Origin of the sequence: Streptomyces sp. NPDC048643, assembly GCF_040650615.1 — a bacterium.
Classification (GTDB): Bacteria; Actinomycetota; Actinomycetes; order Streptomycetales; family Streptomycetaceae; genus Streptomyces.
Genome location: NZ_JBEZHO010000005.1, coordinates 38,481 through 54,000 on the forward strand (window position 1 = coordinate 38,481; position 15,520 = coordinate 54,000).

A 15,520-nucleotide genomic window follows, 5' to 3' on the forward strand; every position below is an offset into this window, starting at 1 on the left:
GGGGTGGACGGAGGGTCAGTTGCCGGAGATGGTCACGCCGGTCCAGTCGATGTGGGCCGGGTTCTTCGGCAGGCCCGAGATGGACTTGCTCTTGGCGATGAGGTTGGGGGAGGAGTACGTGAAGACGAGCGCCTTGCTCTTGAGCCCGGCCCGGGTCGCCGCCTGGAGGACCTTCGTGTAGTCGGGCGAGTCGAGCGGCGTCTGCCGCACCTTGGCGATGGCCGCCTCGAACCCGGCGGGCTCGTAGGGCGTGCTGAGGTTGAGCGGCCCGTCCGGGCCGAAGTGCGCGGTGAGGGTCTGCGCGGCGGAGTCTCGCCCCGTCGTTCCGTAGAGCGAGAAGGTCAGGTCCTTCGCGAAGAACGGGGTGGCCCAGTTCTTGTCGATCTTGATGGTGACCTTGATGCCGACCTTCGCCAACTGCGCCTGGACGATCTCGGCCTGCGGGTCCTCCGCCGGGATGACCAGGTTCAGCTTGATCTCCCCGGCCTGGTAACCGGCCTCGCTCAGCAGCTTCTTCGCCTTCGCGGGGTCGTAGGCGTAGGCGTTCTCCGACTGCGGGTCGAAGGCCACGTATCCCTTGGGGAAGGGCTGGTTGGTCACCGAGCCGTAGCCGAACGTCAGCTTGTCGACGAACTCCTGACGGTTGACCGCGTACCGCACCGCGTCGACGACCTTGTCGTTGTCGAACGGCGCCTTGTTCACGTTGAGGCTGATGTTGGAGGCGTTGAAGCCGGGCTGCACGAACACGTCGAGGCCGGCCTTCTTGGCCGCGTCGGCCTGACTGGGTGCGATGTCGGCGAAGTTGTAGACACCGGTCTGCAGTCCCGAGACGACGGTGGAGGCGTCGGGCGCGGAGGTCAGCTCGACGTTGTCGATGTGGATGTTCTTGGCGTCCCAGTAGTCGGGGTTCTTCTTCAGGACCGCCTTCGTGCCCGGCACGAGCTGGGTGACGATGAACGGACCCGCGCCGACCGGGTTCTGGTCCAGCTTGTCGGGCGAGGCGGACGCCTTGGGGCTGGCGATCTGCAGGACGCGCTCGCCGAGCAGTTGGGGTATCTGGTAGTCCACCTGGCTGAGCCGGATCACCGCGTCGAGCCCCTTGGCCTCCACGGACTTGATGGAGGTCAGGTCGCCGAAGAGGGCCGAGTTCTTCTGCTTCTTGGCCCGTTCGATCGCCGCCTTCACCGCGGAACCGTCGACCGGTGTCCCGTCGCTGAACTTCAGCCCGGGGCGCAGGTGGAAGGTGATGACGTCGCCCTTGGCGTTGTACTCCCAGCTCTTGGCGAGGTCCGGGACGGCCTTACCGTTCTTGTCCGTGCGGGTCAACGAGGCGTACACGAGCGCGAGTTCGCGGAACTGCGCGCCGCTGCCGCCGACGACCGGGTCCCAGTGGGTGGGGAAGTAGGAGGAGGTCCACTTCAGCGCGGCCGCGCCGCCGCCGGCCGATGCCGCCTCACCACCGCAGGCGCCGAGCGCGGGGACGAGCACGGCGGCGAGGGCGGTCCCCAGGGCGGCGGCACGGAGCCGGGCGGGTCGGGCGGAGCGGAGTCCTGTCGCGGGGCTTTCGGGCGTGAGTCGTCCGGACATCTGTTTGTTCTTTCTGCGAGGGCTCCCGTCCGCGCCGGGGCACCGGAACGGGAGCGAGGACGGCGCGCCCCTCGCCGACTCCGCGCAGCCCGGACGGGCATGCCGGCGTGGCGTCGGTGCGCACGGAGGCATGCCGCGCTCAGGGCGTGAGGCGTCGGCGGATCGCGAGAGGGGCGGCCGGAAGGCCGAGGGAGGGAGAACGACGAGGCGCTGCGGGGGCGGCGCGCGATGACGGGCGTCGGGCGGCGAACCGGTGGGAGACCGGTGCCGGTGCCGAGGAGAGCGGCGTCAGGCGCCTGGGGGCCGCGGTGGGCGGGCGGTCAGCGACAGAGAGCGCTGCAGGTGCGCCGCAGGTCCACGTAGCGGCACTCCACGCCGGGATGCGTCGTGAGCATGGGCACATCCTGGGGGCCGGGCTCGGCGGCTGTCAATGGACACCAATTGGTGTCTCATTGGGCGGGACGGCCTCTGACCCCTGATCAGAAGCCTGTCAGGACGCTGAGAGCGGACCTGCGCGGCGGGCGGGATGCACCGCGGCCTCCTCCGGATGCAGCCACAGCGGGCCGTTGCCGGTGTCGACGCGGACCGCCTCCGCGGGGGGCCACGGCCCGTCGGCCAGCAGATGGCCCTCCGGGCCGGTCAGGCTCCGGTACCGGGCGAGTGCCTGGGCGGGAGTCTGCCGTGCGGAGTCCGCCGGCGGCCCCGGGCTCAACTCGTCCACGGCGGCCGCGTACTGCTCGTACGGCCGCCAGCCCGGTACGACCCGGAACGCCGTCGGAGTGCGGATCAGCAGGGTCGGCAGCGCGTACCGGTGGCCCCCGTCCGCGGTCTCCTTCGCGGCGCCGGGGTGCGGCGACCCGCCGGGCACGGACAGCACCTCGCGCACCGGACGACGCGCCTCGGCGTGGTGGGCGCGCACCGCGTCCAGCACCTCGGCCGAGGCCGCGTCGGCGGCCAGCAGCTCCTGGTCCAGGCCGGGCACGCCGCGTACCGCCGACAGCGCGAGCCGCATGGTGTCCGCCGGTTCGCCGAGGACGAAGACGCTCTCCCGCAGCCGCCGCAGCACCCGGTCGGCCACCTCGGCACCCTGTCGCTCGGCGGCCCTGGCGACCAGCGAGGACGGCCACGAACTCGCCGCGACCCGGCGCAACCGGGCGGGCCTCGGGGCCCCCGTGTGCGCGCTGACGTCCTCGACGTAGCGCGCGTACCAGGCGGTCTCCGCCGCCGGATCGGGCGGCGGGTCGTCGTCGTGGTCGAAGAGCAGGCAGTACACGCGACGCCAGCGGACGCGGTCCGCCAGCCCGGCGCGCAGTCGGCGGAACACCGGCTCCGAACCCCAGGCCCACGGACACAGCGGGTCCGTGTACTCGATCACCTCCACCCCGGGGTGCCGCACGGCCTGCGTCCCGGCGTCGGGCGCGGCCGTCACGCGGCTCCCTGGTGGCTGAGCTGTTCCGCCGGCGCGGCGGGCAGCAGCGCGGCCAGGGTCGTCCCGCCGAGCACCGCCGCGGCGTCCGCCTCGATCTGCCGCCACACACCGGGCAGCCCGGTGGCGGGACCGGGGTAGTCCAGTCCGGCCAGCGGTTCGCCCCGCAGGGTGATCAGCTCGCCGTCCACGGCGCGTACGACGTCGAGCAGGGTGACTTCGCCGGCCGGCCGGCCGAGCCAGTACCCGCCCTCGCAGCCACGCTGACTGCGTACCAGGCCCGCCCTGCGCAGCTCGCCGACGACGGACTTGAGGAAACGGAACGGGATCTGCTGAGAGGAGGCGATGGCCTCGCAGGTGAGCGGTCGGGCGGGTTCGCGGGCGAGCTCCAGCAGCGCCCGCGTGGCGTAGTCCGCCTTCGCGGAGATATGCATGCGGCCATGATGCCCGACGGGACGCCCGACGCGGGCGCTTCCACCGCTTCCTCACCTACATTGCGGGAACATTGCCGCAGGTGAAGGACAATGGACACCTCTTGACATCCTTTTCCGGACAGCTCTAGCGTCCCCCCACATGAGCCAGCCGCTGACGACCCCCGGTGAAGGTTTCCACCCCCATCTCACGGACCGTGCGGGGCAGTCGCCGTCCCCGCTGCGCACCCGCCTGCACCACGTCCGTGCCGACGCGCTCGACGGTGACACGGCGCAGTCCGGCGGCATGCGCCGGTTCGCCGCCGTCAGCGGCAACACGGTGGGTTCCGAGAAGCTGTGGATGGGCCAGACCCACGTCGCCCCCGCGACCGCGTCCTCCGACCACCACCACGGCGCGTCCGAGACCGCCATCTACGTCGTGAGCGGGCACCCCGAGTTCGTGTTCCTCGACGACACGGGCCCACAGCCCGAGGAGATCCGGCTGCGCACCTCGCCCGGCGACTACATCTTCGTGCCCCCGTTCGTGCCGCACCGCGAGGAGAACCCCGATCCCGCGGACGAGGCCGTCGTCGTCATCGCCCGCAGCACGCAGGAGGCGATCGTGGTCAACCTGCCGGAGCTGTACGTCCTGCACACCGAGGAAGAGGCCTGACGGAAGACGTCCGTGGTACCGGGCCGTCCGTCCGCGTGCGTCCGCGCGGCCCGGTCCGGCGCCGACGGCGCCGAAGCGCCGAGGGTCCCGCCTGTTACGCTCGCCGAGCCTCCCGCGGGGGAAGTCCGGTGAGAATCCGGCGCTGACCCGCAACGGTGTGCGTGGCGACCTGATGGTCCGTCACGTGAGTCCGATCGCCCGCGGGGAGCACGCGACCCGTTGACTGCTCGCCGTGGAATGCGACAGGGGACCGCACGGCCGGCGCGCTGTACGGGCTGTTCTCCTGCCTCGGTTCACCAGGCGGCCCCAGGCGAAGGACCGCCCCGTGCGCACCACCACGACGACTCCGATACCCGGACCCGGCCGGACCCGGGACAGAGCCCCCGGCCGCCTGCCGCTGACGCCACTCCTCGGCTGCCTCGCGGTCGTGCTCCTGATCTCCCTCGTCTGCGGCGTCGCCCTGGGCGCGACCGGGATCGGGACGGCGGCCGTCCTGCGCCTCCTGTGGGCCGGTGCCACCGGCGGGACCGTGCACGCCTCGGACGCCGCCGCCTACACCATCGTCTCGGAGATCCGGCTCCCACGGGTCGTGCTCGGCGCGGTCGTCGGAGCCGGTCTCGCGACCGTCGGTGTCGCCGTTCAGGCCATGGTCCGCAACGCGCTCGCCGACCCCTTCGTCCTCGGCATCTCCTCCGGCGCGGCGGTGGGCGCCAACGCCGTCATCCTGCTGGGCGCGTTCGCCGGGCTGGGCGTGTGGGCGCTGTCCGTGTCGGCCTTCGCCTCCGCCCTCGCGGCCATGGTCCTCGTCTATGCGGTGGCACGGTCGCCGCACGGCCTCACCCCGCTGCGGCTGATCCTCACCGGGACCGCGCTGGCCTACGGCTTCGAGGCACTCACCACGCTCATGGTGTTCGGCGCCGCACGCGGCGAAGCGGCACGGTCGGCCATGATGTGGCTGCTGGGCAGCCTGGGCGGGGCGACCTGGGCCCAGATACCCGTCGCCGCGGTGACCGTGGCGGTCGGCTGGGCGTGGCTCAGGCTGCGGGCCGAGTCGCTCAACGCCCTCGCCATGGGAGACGAGACATCCGCCGCGCTCGGCGTCCGACCCGGCCGACTGCGCGGGGAGTTGTTCCTGGTCACGGCCGCGGTGACCGGCACCGTGGTCGCCGTCAGCGGCGCCGTCGGGTTCGTCGGGCTGATGGTGCCGCACGTCGTACGCATGCTGGTGGGCGCCGACCATCGGCGGGTGCTCGCCGTCGCACCCCTGGCCGGCGCGGTGCTGCTCGTGTGGGCCGACGTCCTCTCCCGTCTGCTGCTCGCCCCGGCGGAGCTGCCGGTCGGCGTGATCACCGCCGTGGTCGGCGTGCCCGCCTTCCTGCTGCTCATGCGGCGCGGCGGCTACGCGTTCGGGGGCCACTGATGCGACTCGACATCGAGGGAGTCTCGGCCGACGCGGGTACGGTGCGGCTCCTCGACGACATCCGGCTCGCCGCGGACAGCGGGACGTTCGTCGGTCTCGTCGGCCCCAACGGCAGTGGAAAATCAACCCTGTTGCGGTGCGTCTACCGCGCGCTGCGGCCCGCCGGGGGAGTGATCCGGCTGAACGGCGAGGACCTGCACGCCATGGACGCGCGGGCAGCCGCGCGACTGCTGGCCGCGCTCCCGCAGGAGTCCTCCGCCGAGTTCGACTTCACGGTCGCCGAAGTCGTCGGGATGGGCCGGCTCCCGCACCGGCGCCGGACGGCCGCCGACGATCGGGCGATCTGCGCCGGAGCCATGGACCGCACGGGCGTCGCCCATCTCGCCGACCGCGGGTTCCTGGCCCTGTCCGGCGGTGAGAAGCAGCGCGTTCTCATCGCCCGCGCACTCGCCCAGCGGCCCCAGGTCCTCGTCCTCGACGAACCCACCAACCACCTGGACATCGCCCACCAGTTGGATGTCCTCGCACTGGTCCGTGACAGCGGCCCGACCGTGCTGGCCGCGCTCCACGACCTGAACCTCGCCGCCGCGCACTGCGACGTCCTGTACGTGATCGCGGACGGCCGGATCGTCGCGTCGGGGCCGCCGCTCGAAGTGCTCCGGCCCAAGCTGCTGGCCGAGGTGTTCGGCGTCCGGGCCCACCCCGTACGGCATCCGGTCACCGGCGCCGTCCAGCTTCTCTTCGACCTCCTTCCGACCACCTCCTGAGGAACACCCGTGCGCCGAAAGCTCATTGCCACCCTCTGTCTCGCCGCCACCGTCACGACCTCCGGCTGCGGCGCGAACGTCGAGACGTCCGACGACGCCGGGTCCTCGGCCGTCACCCTCACCAACTGCGGCCGCGAGGTCACCTATGACCGCGATCCGCGTCGCGTGGTCACCAACGACGTCGGCATCACCGAGATCATGTTCGCGCTCGGCCTGGAGGACCGCATGGCCGGGTTCGCCATGCCCGACGACAAGGGCGACCTGACCGGCGTGCCCTGGAAGGAGGGCTACGAGAAGGTGAAGTGGCTCTCCAAGGACCAACTCACCAAGGAGAACGTCCTCGCCGCCCGCGCCGACCTCGTCTTCGCCGGCTGGAACTACGGCTTCCGCGAGGACGACGGCTTCACCCCCGGCGCCCTGAAGAAGCTCGGCATCCCCTCCTACGTCCTCACCGAGTCCTGCCACAACGGCCGTTCGGGATCCGCCCGCGGCATCATGCCGCCCCTCGACGCGCTCTACGCCGACCTCACCAACCTCGGGAAGCTGTTCGGCGTCGAGGACCGGGCCGCCGCGCTGGTCGCCGGTTTCAAGAAGCGGATCGCCGAGGTGCGGGCGCAGGCACCCAAGGGCGCGGACCGGCCGAAGGTCTTCCTGTACGACAGCGGCCAGGACACCCCCTTCACCGCCGGCCGCTACGCCGCGCCGGAACAGATCATCAGCGAGGCCGGCGGTGTCAACGTCATGCACGACGTCCAGGACTCCTGGACCACCGTCGGCTGGGAGACCGTCGTCGAGCGGGATCCCGACGTGATCGTGATCTGCGACTACGGGGACACGAGCGCCGAGCAGAAGAGGAAGTTCCTGCTGAACCACCCGCCGTTGCGCGGAGTCTCGGCCGTGAAGAACCGGCGCGTCTTCGTCCTCGACTACGTCGACCTCGTAGAGAGCCCCCGCAATCCGTCGGCCGTCGCCCGGCTGGGCGCTTACCTGCGCACGGCCGAGAAGCGCTGAACAACCGGGGTCCGACCCTCGCCTGCCGGGCGTCGGTCGTCCGCGTGAGCGATCCGGGGTACCCGGACGCCGACAGCGCCCCGCACTCGCTCGAAGGAACCGGCTCCCCCGGCCGGCACGGGCGCTGAGAAGATCGTCACCGAGCTGCGCTTTCCACCCGGCCCCGGAAGGAACGAACGAGATCATGCACGACATCGTGGCCAACGGCCCGACGGAGGTTATCGGATGAACGGCACCGAGGAACTCGCCGCCGAACCCTCCGTCCTGGTGCGGACCGAGGGACGGGCCGCCCACATCATCCTCAACCGGCCCCGCGCCCTGAACGCCCTGAACCACGAGATGGTGCACCTCGTCGACCGGGCCCTGACCGCATGGGAGCACGATCCGGCCGTAGAGACCGTCGTCATCACAGGCGCCGGAGACCGGGGCCTGTGCGCGGGCGGGGACATCCGCGTCGTCCACGACGACGCCCGCGACGGGGACGGCACCGCCTCCGCCGCGTTCTGGCGTGACGAGTACCACCTCAACGCCCGTATCGCCCGCTACCCCAAGCCGTACGTGGCCGTCATGGACGGCATCGTCATGGGCGGCGGCGTCGGCATCTCCGCGCACGGCAGCGTCCGGATCGTCACCGAGCGCTCGCGGATCGCCATGCCGGAGACGGGCATCGGCTTCGTGCCCGACGTCGGGGGCACCCACCTGCTCGTCCACGCCCCGGGCGAACTGGGCACCCATCTCGCCCTGACCGGAACCTCGGTCACCGCCGGCGACGCCCTGCTGTGCGGGCTCGCCGACCACTTCGTCCCGTCCGCCGCCCTCCCCGCGTTCCTCGCCCAACTGACGGACCGGCCCGTGCGGGAGGCACTGGCCCGGTACACCCAGCCGCCGCCGCACGCGCCGCTGACGGACTGCCGGGCGTGGATCGACACCTGCTACGCGGCCGACACCGTGGAGGAGATCCTCCGGCGGCTGGACGCCTTCGGGGATCCCGCCGCCAAGGAGGCGGCGGAGACCCTGCTCAGCCGATCGCCCACCGCGCTGAAGGTCACCCTGGCCTCTCTCCGCCGGGCCCGTCGGGCGGGTCCGCTGGAAAGCGTCCTGAACCAGGAGTACCGCGTCTCCTGCGCGTTCCTGGCCGCTCCCGACCTGGTGGAGGGCGTCCGGGCGCAGATCATCGACAAGGACCGCGACCCGCACTGGACCCCGGCCATGCTCGCCGAGGTGACCGACGCGGACGTCGAGCGCTTCTTCGCTCCGCTCGGCGAGCGCGAACTCGGGCTCGTGGTCCCGGGCATCGTCACGCAGGCGGGCGGAGCGGGAGCGTGACGCTCCCCGTCGACCCCCGGGGCCGGGCGCGCCGTTGACGCACCGCCCCCGCGGACCGGCCACCTGGTGCGAGAGGAAGATCACGCCAGGTGGCGCGGTCTTGGCCATGTACTCGCCACGCGGTACGGTCGGTCCGATATCGATGACGTCAGGACGGAAGCCGGTGGGAAATCCGGCACGGTCGCGCCACTGTGAACGAGACGCTCCAGCACGCTGGACACCTCGCAAGTCAGACCCGTAGACGTCATCCAGTGCACCACCGAGATGGGACGCGAACTCCCGAGGAGGTCCTGCCATGGCGCAGACCGTCGCTCCGCCGACAGCCACCACCGCCGTAGTACCCGCCAAGCTGCCGCTGAAGGCGATTGCTCCCTGGGCGGTCTTCTTCGGCATCCTGATGCTGGTCCTGCTCTACTTCGTCGGCGCCGAACAGGGCGCCACCGCCGTCGTCTCGGGCGAGAACGTCCACGAGTGGGTTCACGACGCCCGCCACCTGCTCGGCTTCCCCTGCCACTGACGCGAGGGACAGAGCACACTCATGAACTCCGCAACGGTAAGAAACCTCCTCGTCCGCGGCATGCTCGCCGGCCTCGCGGCCGGCGTGCTCGCGCTGGTGGTCGCCTACTTCCTCGGTGAACCGAGCGTCGACAGCGCCATCGGCTTCGAGGAGGCGCACGCCCCCGCCCACGAGCACGAGGTCGAACTCGTCTCCCGCAGCCTGCAGTCCACCGCGGGCCTGGCCACCGGTGTCCTGCTCTACGGCATCGCCTTCGGCGGCATCGCCGCGCTCGCCTACTGCTTCGCCCTCGGCCGCGTGGGCCGGTTCGGAGCGCGCGCGACCGCTCTCCTGCTGTCGGGCAGCGCACTGCTCGCCGTCTACGTCGTGCCGTTCCTGAAGTACCCGGCCAACCCGCCGTCGGTCGGCGACCCCGACACCATCGGCAAGCGGACGACCCTGTACTTCCTGATGATGGTCCTCAGCGTGCTGTTGGCCGTCGCCGCCACCCTCCTCGGCAAGCGGCTCGCCCCGAGGACCGGCACCTGGTACGCGACCGTCGTCGCGGTGGCCGCCTTCGCCGTCGTGATCGGCCTGGCCTACGAGTTCCTGCCCGTGATCAACGAGGTGCCCAAGGACTTCCCGGCCACCCTGCTGTGGCGGTTCCGGCTCTCGGCCCTGGCCATCCAGGCAGCACTGTGGGGCGGATTCGGCCTGGTCTTCGGTGAGTTGGCCGAACGCCTGCTGAACCCGAAGCCCGCAGCCGTCGGTTCCGGGCGGTCGGTCCCGGCCGCCGGCTGAGACCCCGGCAACGCCAAGGGCCCCCGGCACCGTCCGGGGGCCCTTCGCGTTCCTGGGGAGGCACCGGCCTACGAAGCCCGCTCCCCGCCGTACCTGTGGAACCCCGGCGGAACCTGCCCGCTGTGCAACGTCCACGAGGCGTTCGCCGTACCCGGCCGCATCCACGTGCAGACCGCGGAAATGCCGGATGGACAGCGCTACTTGTGGACCGCGCGGGCCATCACCCGGCACCGCGGCGGATGGGGCGAACCCGGCAAGACCTTCGCGGTCGGACTCGGCTGCGAGATCCGGCACGCCCACCGCCCCGTCTACTCCGACGGCCTCGACCTCGCCAACGCCGCCGCGGCCACCCGCATCGGCATGGGCTGCCGCGTCTGCGAACGCCTCGACTGCCCCCAGCGGGCCGCTCCACCGCTCGGCAGCCCCTGCGGATCGACCAGAACGCCAGCACCTTCGTCCCGTACCCGGTGGCCGACCGAACCGGCCGCCGCGCCGGGGGTCAGGCCCTAGTCGTCCTCGCCGCTGAAGGTCTTCAGGATCCGTTCGGCGGCCAGTGTCGCCGTCAACGACCCCTCGCGGACCTGCCGTTCGAGGTCGGGGGCCAGCGCGCGGACCTCCGGGTCGGCGTGCAGCCGGCCGAGGAGCTCGTCGCGGACCATCGTCCAGGTCCAGTCGACCTGCTGGTCACGGCGCTTGTCGGCGAGCCGGCCGGAGGAGTCGAGCAGGGTGCGGTGCTGTTCCAGCCGGGCCCAGACGGTGTCCAGACCCGCACCCTCGCGGGCGCTGCAACTGAGCACGGGCGGCGTCCAGGCCGCGTCCCTGCCGTGCATCAGCCGCAGCGCACCGGCCAGTTCACGGGCCGCGGTCTGGGCGTCGCGGGTGTGCGGTCCGTCCGCCTTGTTGACCGCGATCACGTCGGCCAGCTCCAGGACCCCCTTCTTGATGCCCTGCAACTGGTCCCCGGTGCGGGCCAGCGTCAGCAGCAGGAACGAGTCGACCATGTTCGCGACGGCGGTCTCCGACTGGCCGACCCCGACCGTCTCCACGAGCACGATGTCGTAGCCCGCCGCCTCCATCACCACGATCGACTCCCGGGTCGCCTTGGCGACCCCGCCGAGCGTGCCCGCCGTGGGGGAGGGACGGATGAACGCGTCCGGGTCCACGGCCAGCCGCTCCATCCGCGTCTTGTCGCCGAGGATCGAGCCGCCGGTCCGGCTGGAGGAGGGGTCGACGGCGAGCACCGCGACCCGGTGGCCGAGCGAGGTCAGCATCGTGCCGAACGCGTCGATGAACGTCGACTTGCCGACACCCGGAACCCCGCTGATCCCGATCCGCCGCGCCGTACCGCTGTGCGGGAGCAGCTCGGTCAGCAACTCCTGCGCCAGTGCCCGGTGCTGGGGGCGGGTGGACTCCACGAGGGTGATGGCGCGGGCGACCAGTGCCCGCCTCCCCTCCAGGACGCCCTTGACGTAGGTGTCGAGCGCGATCACAGCTCGTGCCCGAGGTCCGTCCCGAGCCGCCGGACGAGGTCGTAGGCCGCGTCCGGGATCACCGTGCCGGGCGGGAACACCGCCGCCGCGCCCATCTCCAGCAGCGTCGGAACGTCCTGGGGCGGGATCACCCCGCCGACCACGATCATGATGTCCTCGCGGCCCTCCGACGCCAGCTCCTCACGCAGCGCCGGAACGAGCGTGAGGTGCCCCGCGGCCAGCGACGAGACGCCCACGATGTGCACGTCCGCCTCCACCGCCTGGCGCGCCACCTCGGCGGGCGTCTGGAACAGCGGGCCGACGTCGACGTCGAAACCCAGGTCGGCGAACGCCGTGGCGATGACCTTCTGGCCGCGGTCGTGCCCGTCCTGGCCCATCTTGGCCACCAGGATGCGCGGGCGGCGGCCCTCGGCCTCCTCGAACGCGTCCACCAGCGTGCGGGTGCGGTCCACGGACGGGGACTCCCCTGCTTCGTTGCGGTACACCCCGGAGATCGTACGGATCTGGCCCGCGTGCCGCCCGTACACCTTCTCCAGCGCGTCGGAGATCTCACCGACCGTCGCCTTGGCGCGTGCGGCGCGCACCGCCAGCTCCAGCAGGTTGCCCTCACCGCCGGCCGCGCGCGTCAGCGCGTCGAGCGCGTCCTGGCACGCGCCCTCGTCGCGCTCCGCCCGCAGCCGCCGCAGCTTCTCGATCTGCTGGGTGCGCACGGAGGAGTTGTCGACCTTGAGGACGTCGATCTTCTCGTCGGTCGCCACCCGATACTTGTTGACGCCGATCACCGGCTGGCGACCGGAGTCGATCCGCGCCTGGGTGCGCGCCGCCGCCTCCTCGATCCGGAGCTTGGGGATGCCGGCGTCGATGGCCTGCGCCATGCCGCCCGCCGCCTCGACCTCCTCGATGTGCTGCCAGGCCCGGCGGGCGAGGTCGTACGTCAGCTTCTCGATGTACGCGCTGCCGCCCCACGGGTCGATGACCCGGGTCGTGCCGGACTCCTGCTGGAGCAGCAACTGCGTGTTGCGGGCGATCCGCGCGGAGAAGTCGGTCGGCAGGGCCAGCGCCTCGTCGAGCGCGTTGGTGTGCAGCGACTGCGTGTGTCCCTGGGTGGCGGCCATCGCCTCCACACACGTACGCGTCACGTTGTTGAACACGTCCTGCGCCGTCAGCGACCAGCCGGAGGTCTGCGAATGAGTGCGCAGGGAGAGGGACTTGGAGTTCTGCGGGTCGAACTGCCTGACGAGCTTCGCCCACAGCAGGCGCGCCGCCCGCAGCTTGGCGACCTCCATGAAGAAGTTCATGCCGATCGCCCAGAAGAAGGACAGGCGCGGCGCGAACGCGTCGACGTCCAGGCCGGCCTCCCGGCCCGCCCTGATGTACTCCACGCCGTCGGCGAGCGTGTACGCCAGCTCCAGGTCGGCCGTCGCTCCCGCCTCCTGGATGTGGTACCCGGAGATCGAGATGGAGTTGTACCGCGGCATCCGCTGCGAGGTGAACGCGAAGATGTCGGAGATGATCCGCATCGACGGCTTCGGCGGATAGATGTAGGTGTTGCGGACCATGAACTCCTTGAGGATGTCGTTCTGGATGGTCCCGGCCAGCTTCTCGGGCGGTACGCCCTGTTCCTCGGCCGCCACGATGTACAGCGCGAGAACGGGCAGCACGGCGCCGTTCATCGTCATCGACACGGTCATCCTGTCCAGCGGGATGCCGTCGAAGAGCTGCCGCATGTCGTAGATGGAGTCGATGGCCACGCCCGCCATGCCGACGTCGCCCGTCACGCGCGGGTGGTCGCTGTCGTAACCCCGGTGCGTGGGCAGGTCGAAGGCGATCGACAGGCCCTTCTGGCCGGCCGCCAGGTTGCGCCGGTAGAAGGCGTTCGACTCCTCGGCCGTGGAGAAACCCGCGTACTGACGGATCGTCCAGGGCTGGTTGACGTACATCGTCGGGTACGGGCCGCGCAGGTACGGCGCGATGCCCGGGTAGGTGTCGAGGAAGTCCAGGCCCTCGGTGTCCCGCCCGGTGTACAGCGGCTTGACCGCGATGCCCTCCGGGGTCTCCCAGAGCGCCTCGCCGCCGGTGGCCTTCGCCGCGGCGGCGCTCCACTCCTCGGCGGTGCCGTCGGCGGTGGGCGTCCCCAGTTCGATCCCGGAGAAGTCGGGGATTCCCATCAGGACACTCCCATGCGGTCGAGCGTGGCGGAGAGGACGGCGACGGCGTCGCAGCCCGCGAAGACGTAGGAGTCGACACCCGGGTACTGCCCGGGACGGCCGGCTAGGAACACGTGCCGGGCGCCTGCCGCCGTGAGGGCCTCGGCCGTGCTCGCCGCCTGCTCCTCGTAGAGCGCGTCACTGGAGCAGAGGCAGGCCTCGGTGGCCCCGCTGTCCTCGAAGGTGCCGTCGGTGACCGGCTCGATGCCGCCGGCCTGGAAGAGGTTCGAGACGAACGTGGACCGCGCGGAATGCGCGGCGGCGGGGCCGATGGTGGCCAGGAAGACGCGGGGTCGGGACCCGGTGGCGGCGAGATGCGCGTCGGAGCGGGCCCGCAGCGCCTCGTACGCCTCGTCGCGCCGGACCCGGGGCAGGCCGCCCGACGGCGGGGCGGGGGCCGGTGCGCGCTCCACCAGGCGCTCGGCGAGATGCGGGAACTCGCTGACACCGGTGATGGGTTCGCGCCGGGTGGCGAGCTTCGCCGAGCGCGCCGCCCAGGTCTTCGCCAGCTCGTCACCGAGCCGGCCCGAGCGCAACACGGCCGCCTGGCCGCCGTCCTGCTCGATCGAACGGAAGAACTCCCAGGACGCGCCCGCGAGTTCGTCGGTCAGCCGTTCCACGTACCAGGAGCCGCCCGCGGGGTCGATGACCCGGGACAGGTGCGACTCCTCCATGAGGATCGTCGAGGTGTTGCGCGCGATGCGGCGCGCGAACGCGTCGGGCAGACCGAGCGCGTGGTCGAACGGGAGGACGGTGACCGCGTCCGCGCCGCCGACACCCGCGGCCAGCGTGGCGATGGTCGTCCGCAGCATGTTCACCCACGGGTCGCGGCGCGACATCATCACCGGCGACGTCACGGCGTGCTGCACCTGAGCGCCCGCGGCCGGCGCCCCGCAGGCCTCGGCGACGCGCGCCCACAGGCGGCGTGCCGCCCGGAGCTTGGCGATGGTCAGGAACTGGTCGGCGGTCGCCGCGTACCGGAACTCAAGCTGTGCGCAGGCCTGTTCGACGGTCAGACCGGCCCGGGTCAGTTCCCGGAGGTACGAGACGCCGGTCGCCAGGGAGGCGCCCAGCTCCTGCGCGGCCGATCCGCCGGCCTCGTGGTACGGCAGCGCGTCCACGGTCAGCGACCGCAGCCCGGGGTAGTCCTCGGCGCACCGCCGGGCGAGCGCGGCGACCGGGGCGAAGTCCATCGGGGTGCCCGTGCGGGCCTCGTGGCCGAGCGGGTCGGCGCCGAGGTTGCCCCGGACCGCACCCGGAGCCACACCGCGCTCCTCGTACAGCCGCAGCAGTTCCGCCGCCGCGGCCTCGGTGTCACGGCCCGCGTCGAGGGCGACCGGCGCCAGGTCGAGGTAGACGCCGTCCAGCACGGGGCCGAGCGAGCCGAGGGGGATACCGCCCTCGCCGACGGCCAGCCACAGCGAGGTGACGCCGTTCTCCAGATCACCCAGCACCAGCGCGTTGTCGCCTGCGGTGTGCCGCTGGCGCACGTCCCAGCCGCCGGCGGTGCTGCCCTCGGGGCGGGCCGCCCGCACGAAGGGGGTGAATCCGGGGAGGCCGGGATCGGGGGCCGTGTCGCGTGCGGTGTACAGGGGCTTGGTGCGGAGCCCGTCCTCCAAGGAGGTCGACAGCGCGTCCTCGGCAGACGCGCCCGAGACCTCCTTGCCCGACTTGCGCAGCACGCCCTCCACCAGGAGCTGCCACTGGTCATGGGTCGCGGACGGGAACTCGGCGGCCAGCGCGAGCCCGTCATTGGGCAGGACTGTCATGCTCGGATGCTAGGCCAGAGTTCTTGAGCGGCAGCAGAGGCGGCGCCTGTGACCTTGGCCTCTTGGCTTCGGTGATCCAGATCTCAGGGTCACCGGCGGGCGCCCGGCCGGGGTACGGGCCGGGGCCGGGAGCGCGG

General features: G+C 71.9%; 13 protein-coding genes, 1 pseudogene and 2 riboswitches. Of the genes and pseudogenes, 8 read left to right on the plus strand and 6 right to left on the minus strand.

Translation table 11 applies throughout. From position 1 onward, the window contains the following. Nucleotides 1-15: 15 nt before the first annotated feature. The 3 genes from AB0C62_RS06870 to AB0C62_RS06880 all read right to left on the minus strand — a co-directional run bounded on the left by AB0C62_RS06870 (nucleotide 16) and on the right by AB0C62_RS06880 (nucleotide 3,447). Nucleotides 16-1,587 (minus strand): ABC transporter substrate-binding protein, encoded by a 1,572-nt coding sequence (locus AB0C62_RS06870; protein ID WP_362970266.1) that lies wholly within the window; start codon nucleotides 1,585-1,587, stop codon nucleotides 16-18. A gap of 490 nt (nucleotides 1,588-2,077) precedes the next feature. Next, nucleotides 2,078-3,016 carry a DsbA family protein gene (locus AB0C62_RS06875; RefSeq protein WP_362970268.1) on the minus strand — a complete coding sequence of 313 codons (939 nt, stop codon included), beginning with the start codon at nucleotides 3,014-3,016 and terminating at the stop codon, nucleotides 2,078-2,080. Further along, complete coding sequence (locus tag AB0C62_RS06880; RefSeq protein ID WP_362970270.1) at nucleotides 3,013-3,447, minus strand: Rrf2 family transcriptional regulator; 435 nt, start codon at nucleotides 3,445-3,447, stop codon at nucleotides 3,013-3,015. Before AB0C62_RS06880 ends, AB0C62_RS06875 begins: the two co-directional genes overlap by 4 nt. 139 nt (nucleotides 3,448-3,586) lie before the next feature. Between AB0C62_RS06880 and AB0C62_RS06885 the strand changes: the two genes are divergently transcribed. The 8 genes and pseudogenes from AB0C62_RS06885 to AB0C62_RS06920 form a co-directional block, all read left to right on the plus strand. Then, nucleotides 3,587-4,096, plus strand: a complete 510-nt coding sequence (locus AB0C62_RS06885) for a cupin domain-containing protein (protein WP_362970272.1) — start codon at nucleotides 3,587-3,589, stop codon at nucleotides 4,094-4,096. 79 nt (nucleotides 4,097-4,175) lie between these two features. Continuing rightward, nucleotides 4,176-4,317, plus strand: a riboswitch (cobalamin riboswitch). Nucleotides 4,318-4,493: 176 nt separating this feature from the next. After that, nucleotides 4,494-5,516 carry an iron ABC transporter permease gene (locus AB0C62_RS06890; RefSeq protein WP_362970662.1) on the plus strand — a complete coding sequence of 341 codons (1,023 nt, stop codon included), beginning with the start codon at nucleotides 4,494-4,496 and terminating at the stop codon, nucleotides 5,514-5,516. After that, nucleotides 5,516-6,283: an ABC transporter ATP-binding protein gene (locus AB0C62_RS06895; protein WP_362970274.1), complete on the plus strand. Its 768-nt coding sequence runs from the start codon at nucleotides 5,516-5,518 to the stop codon at nucleotides 6,281-6,283. The genes AB0C62_RS06890 and AB0C62_RS06895 overlap by 1 nt, the downstream gene beginning before the upstream one ends. Nucleotides 6,284-6,292: 9 nt before the next feature. Beyond that, nucleotides 6,293-7,294, plus strand: coding sequence for an ABC transporter substrate-binding protein (locus tag AB0C62_RS06900; protein ID WP_362970276.1), 1,002 nt, complete (start codon nucleotides 6,293-6,295; stop codon nucleotides 7,292-7,294). A 225-nt stretch (nucleotides 7,295-7,519) separates the two neighbouring features. Next, nucleotides 7,520-8,620: an enoyl-CoA hydratase/isomerase family protein gene (locus tag AB0C62_RS06905; protein ID WP_362970278.1), complete on the plus strand. Its 1,101-nt coding sequence runs from the start codon at nucleotides 7,520-7,522 to the stop codon at nucleotides 8,618-8,620. Nucleotides 8,621-8,728: 108 nt separating this feature from the next. Next, a riboswitch (cobalamin riboswitch) is annotated at nucleotides 8,729-8,875 on the plus strand. Between the two features lie 40 nt (nucleotides 8,876-8,915). After that, on the plus strand, nucleotides 8,916-9,137 hold the full coding sequence (locus tag AB0C62_RS06910; RefSeq protein WP_362970280.1) for a CbtB-domain containing protein: 222 nt from the start codon (nucleotides 8,916-8,918) through the stop codon (nucleotides 9,135-9,137). Between the two features lie 21 nt (nucleotides 9,138-9,158). Next, the gene (locus AB0C62_RS06915; RefSeq protein WP_362970282.1) at nucleotides 9,159-9,917 is read left to right on the plus strand and encodes a CbtA family protein; all 759 of its coding nucleotides are present in this window, start codon (nucleotides 9,159-9,161) and stop codon (nucleotides 9,915-9,917) included. A gap of 105 nt (nucleotides 9,918-10,022) precedes the next feature. Next, a pseudogene (locus tag AB0C62_RS06920) lies at nucleotides 10,023-10,387 on the plus strand (DUF2083 domain-containing protein); the annotation flags it as partial. Between the two features lie 36 nt (nucleotides 10,388-10,423). Here the strand turns inward: AB0C62_RS06920 and meaB are convergent. From meaB to AB0C62_RS06935, 3 genes are read right to left on the minus strand one after another with little or no spacing between them, the layout of a single operon-like run. Continuing rightward, a complete protein-coding gene (gene meaB / locus AB0C62_RS06925) occupies nucleotides 10,424-11,407 on the minus strand; it encodes a methylmalonyl Co-A mutase-associated GTPase MeaB (protein ID WP_362970284.1) in 984 nt (327 codons plus the stop codon). Then, entirely contained in the window at nucleotides 11,404-13,575 is a 2,172-nt protein-coding gene (scpA, locus tag AB0C62_RS06930; RefSeq protein ID WP_362970286.1) for a methylmalonyl-CoA mutase, read from the minus strand. Before scpA ends, meaB begins: the two co-directional genes overlap by 4 nt. After that, the gene (locus AB0C62_RS06935; protein WP_362970288.1) at nucleotides 13,575-15,383 is read right to left on the minus strand and encodes a methylmalonyl-CoA mutase family protein; all 1,809 of its coding nucleotides are present in this window, start codon (nucleotides 15,381-15,383) and stop codon (nucleotides 13,575-13,577) included. Before AB0C62_RS06935 ends, scpA begins: the two co-directional genes overlap by 1 nt. Nucleotides 15,384-15,520: the final 137 nt, after the last annotated feature.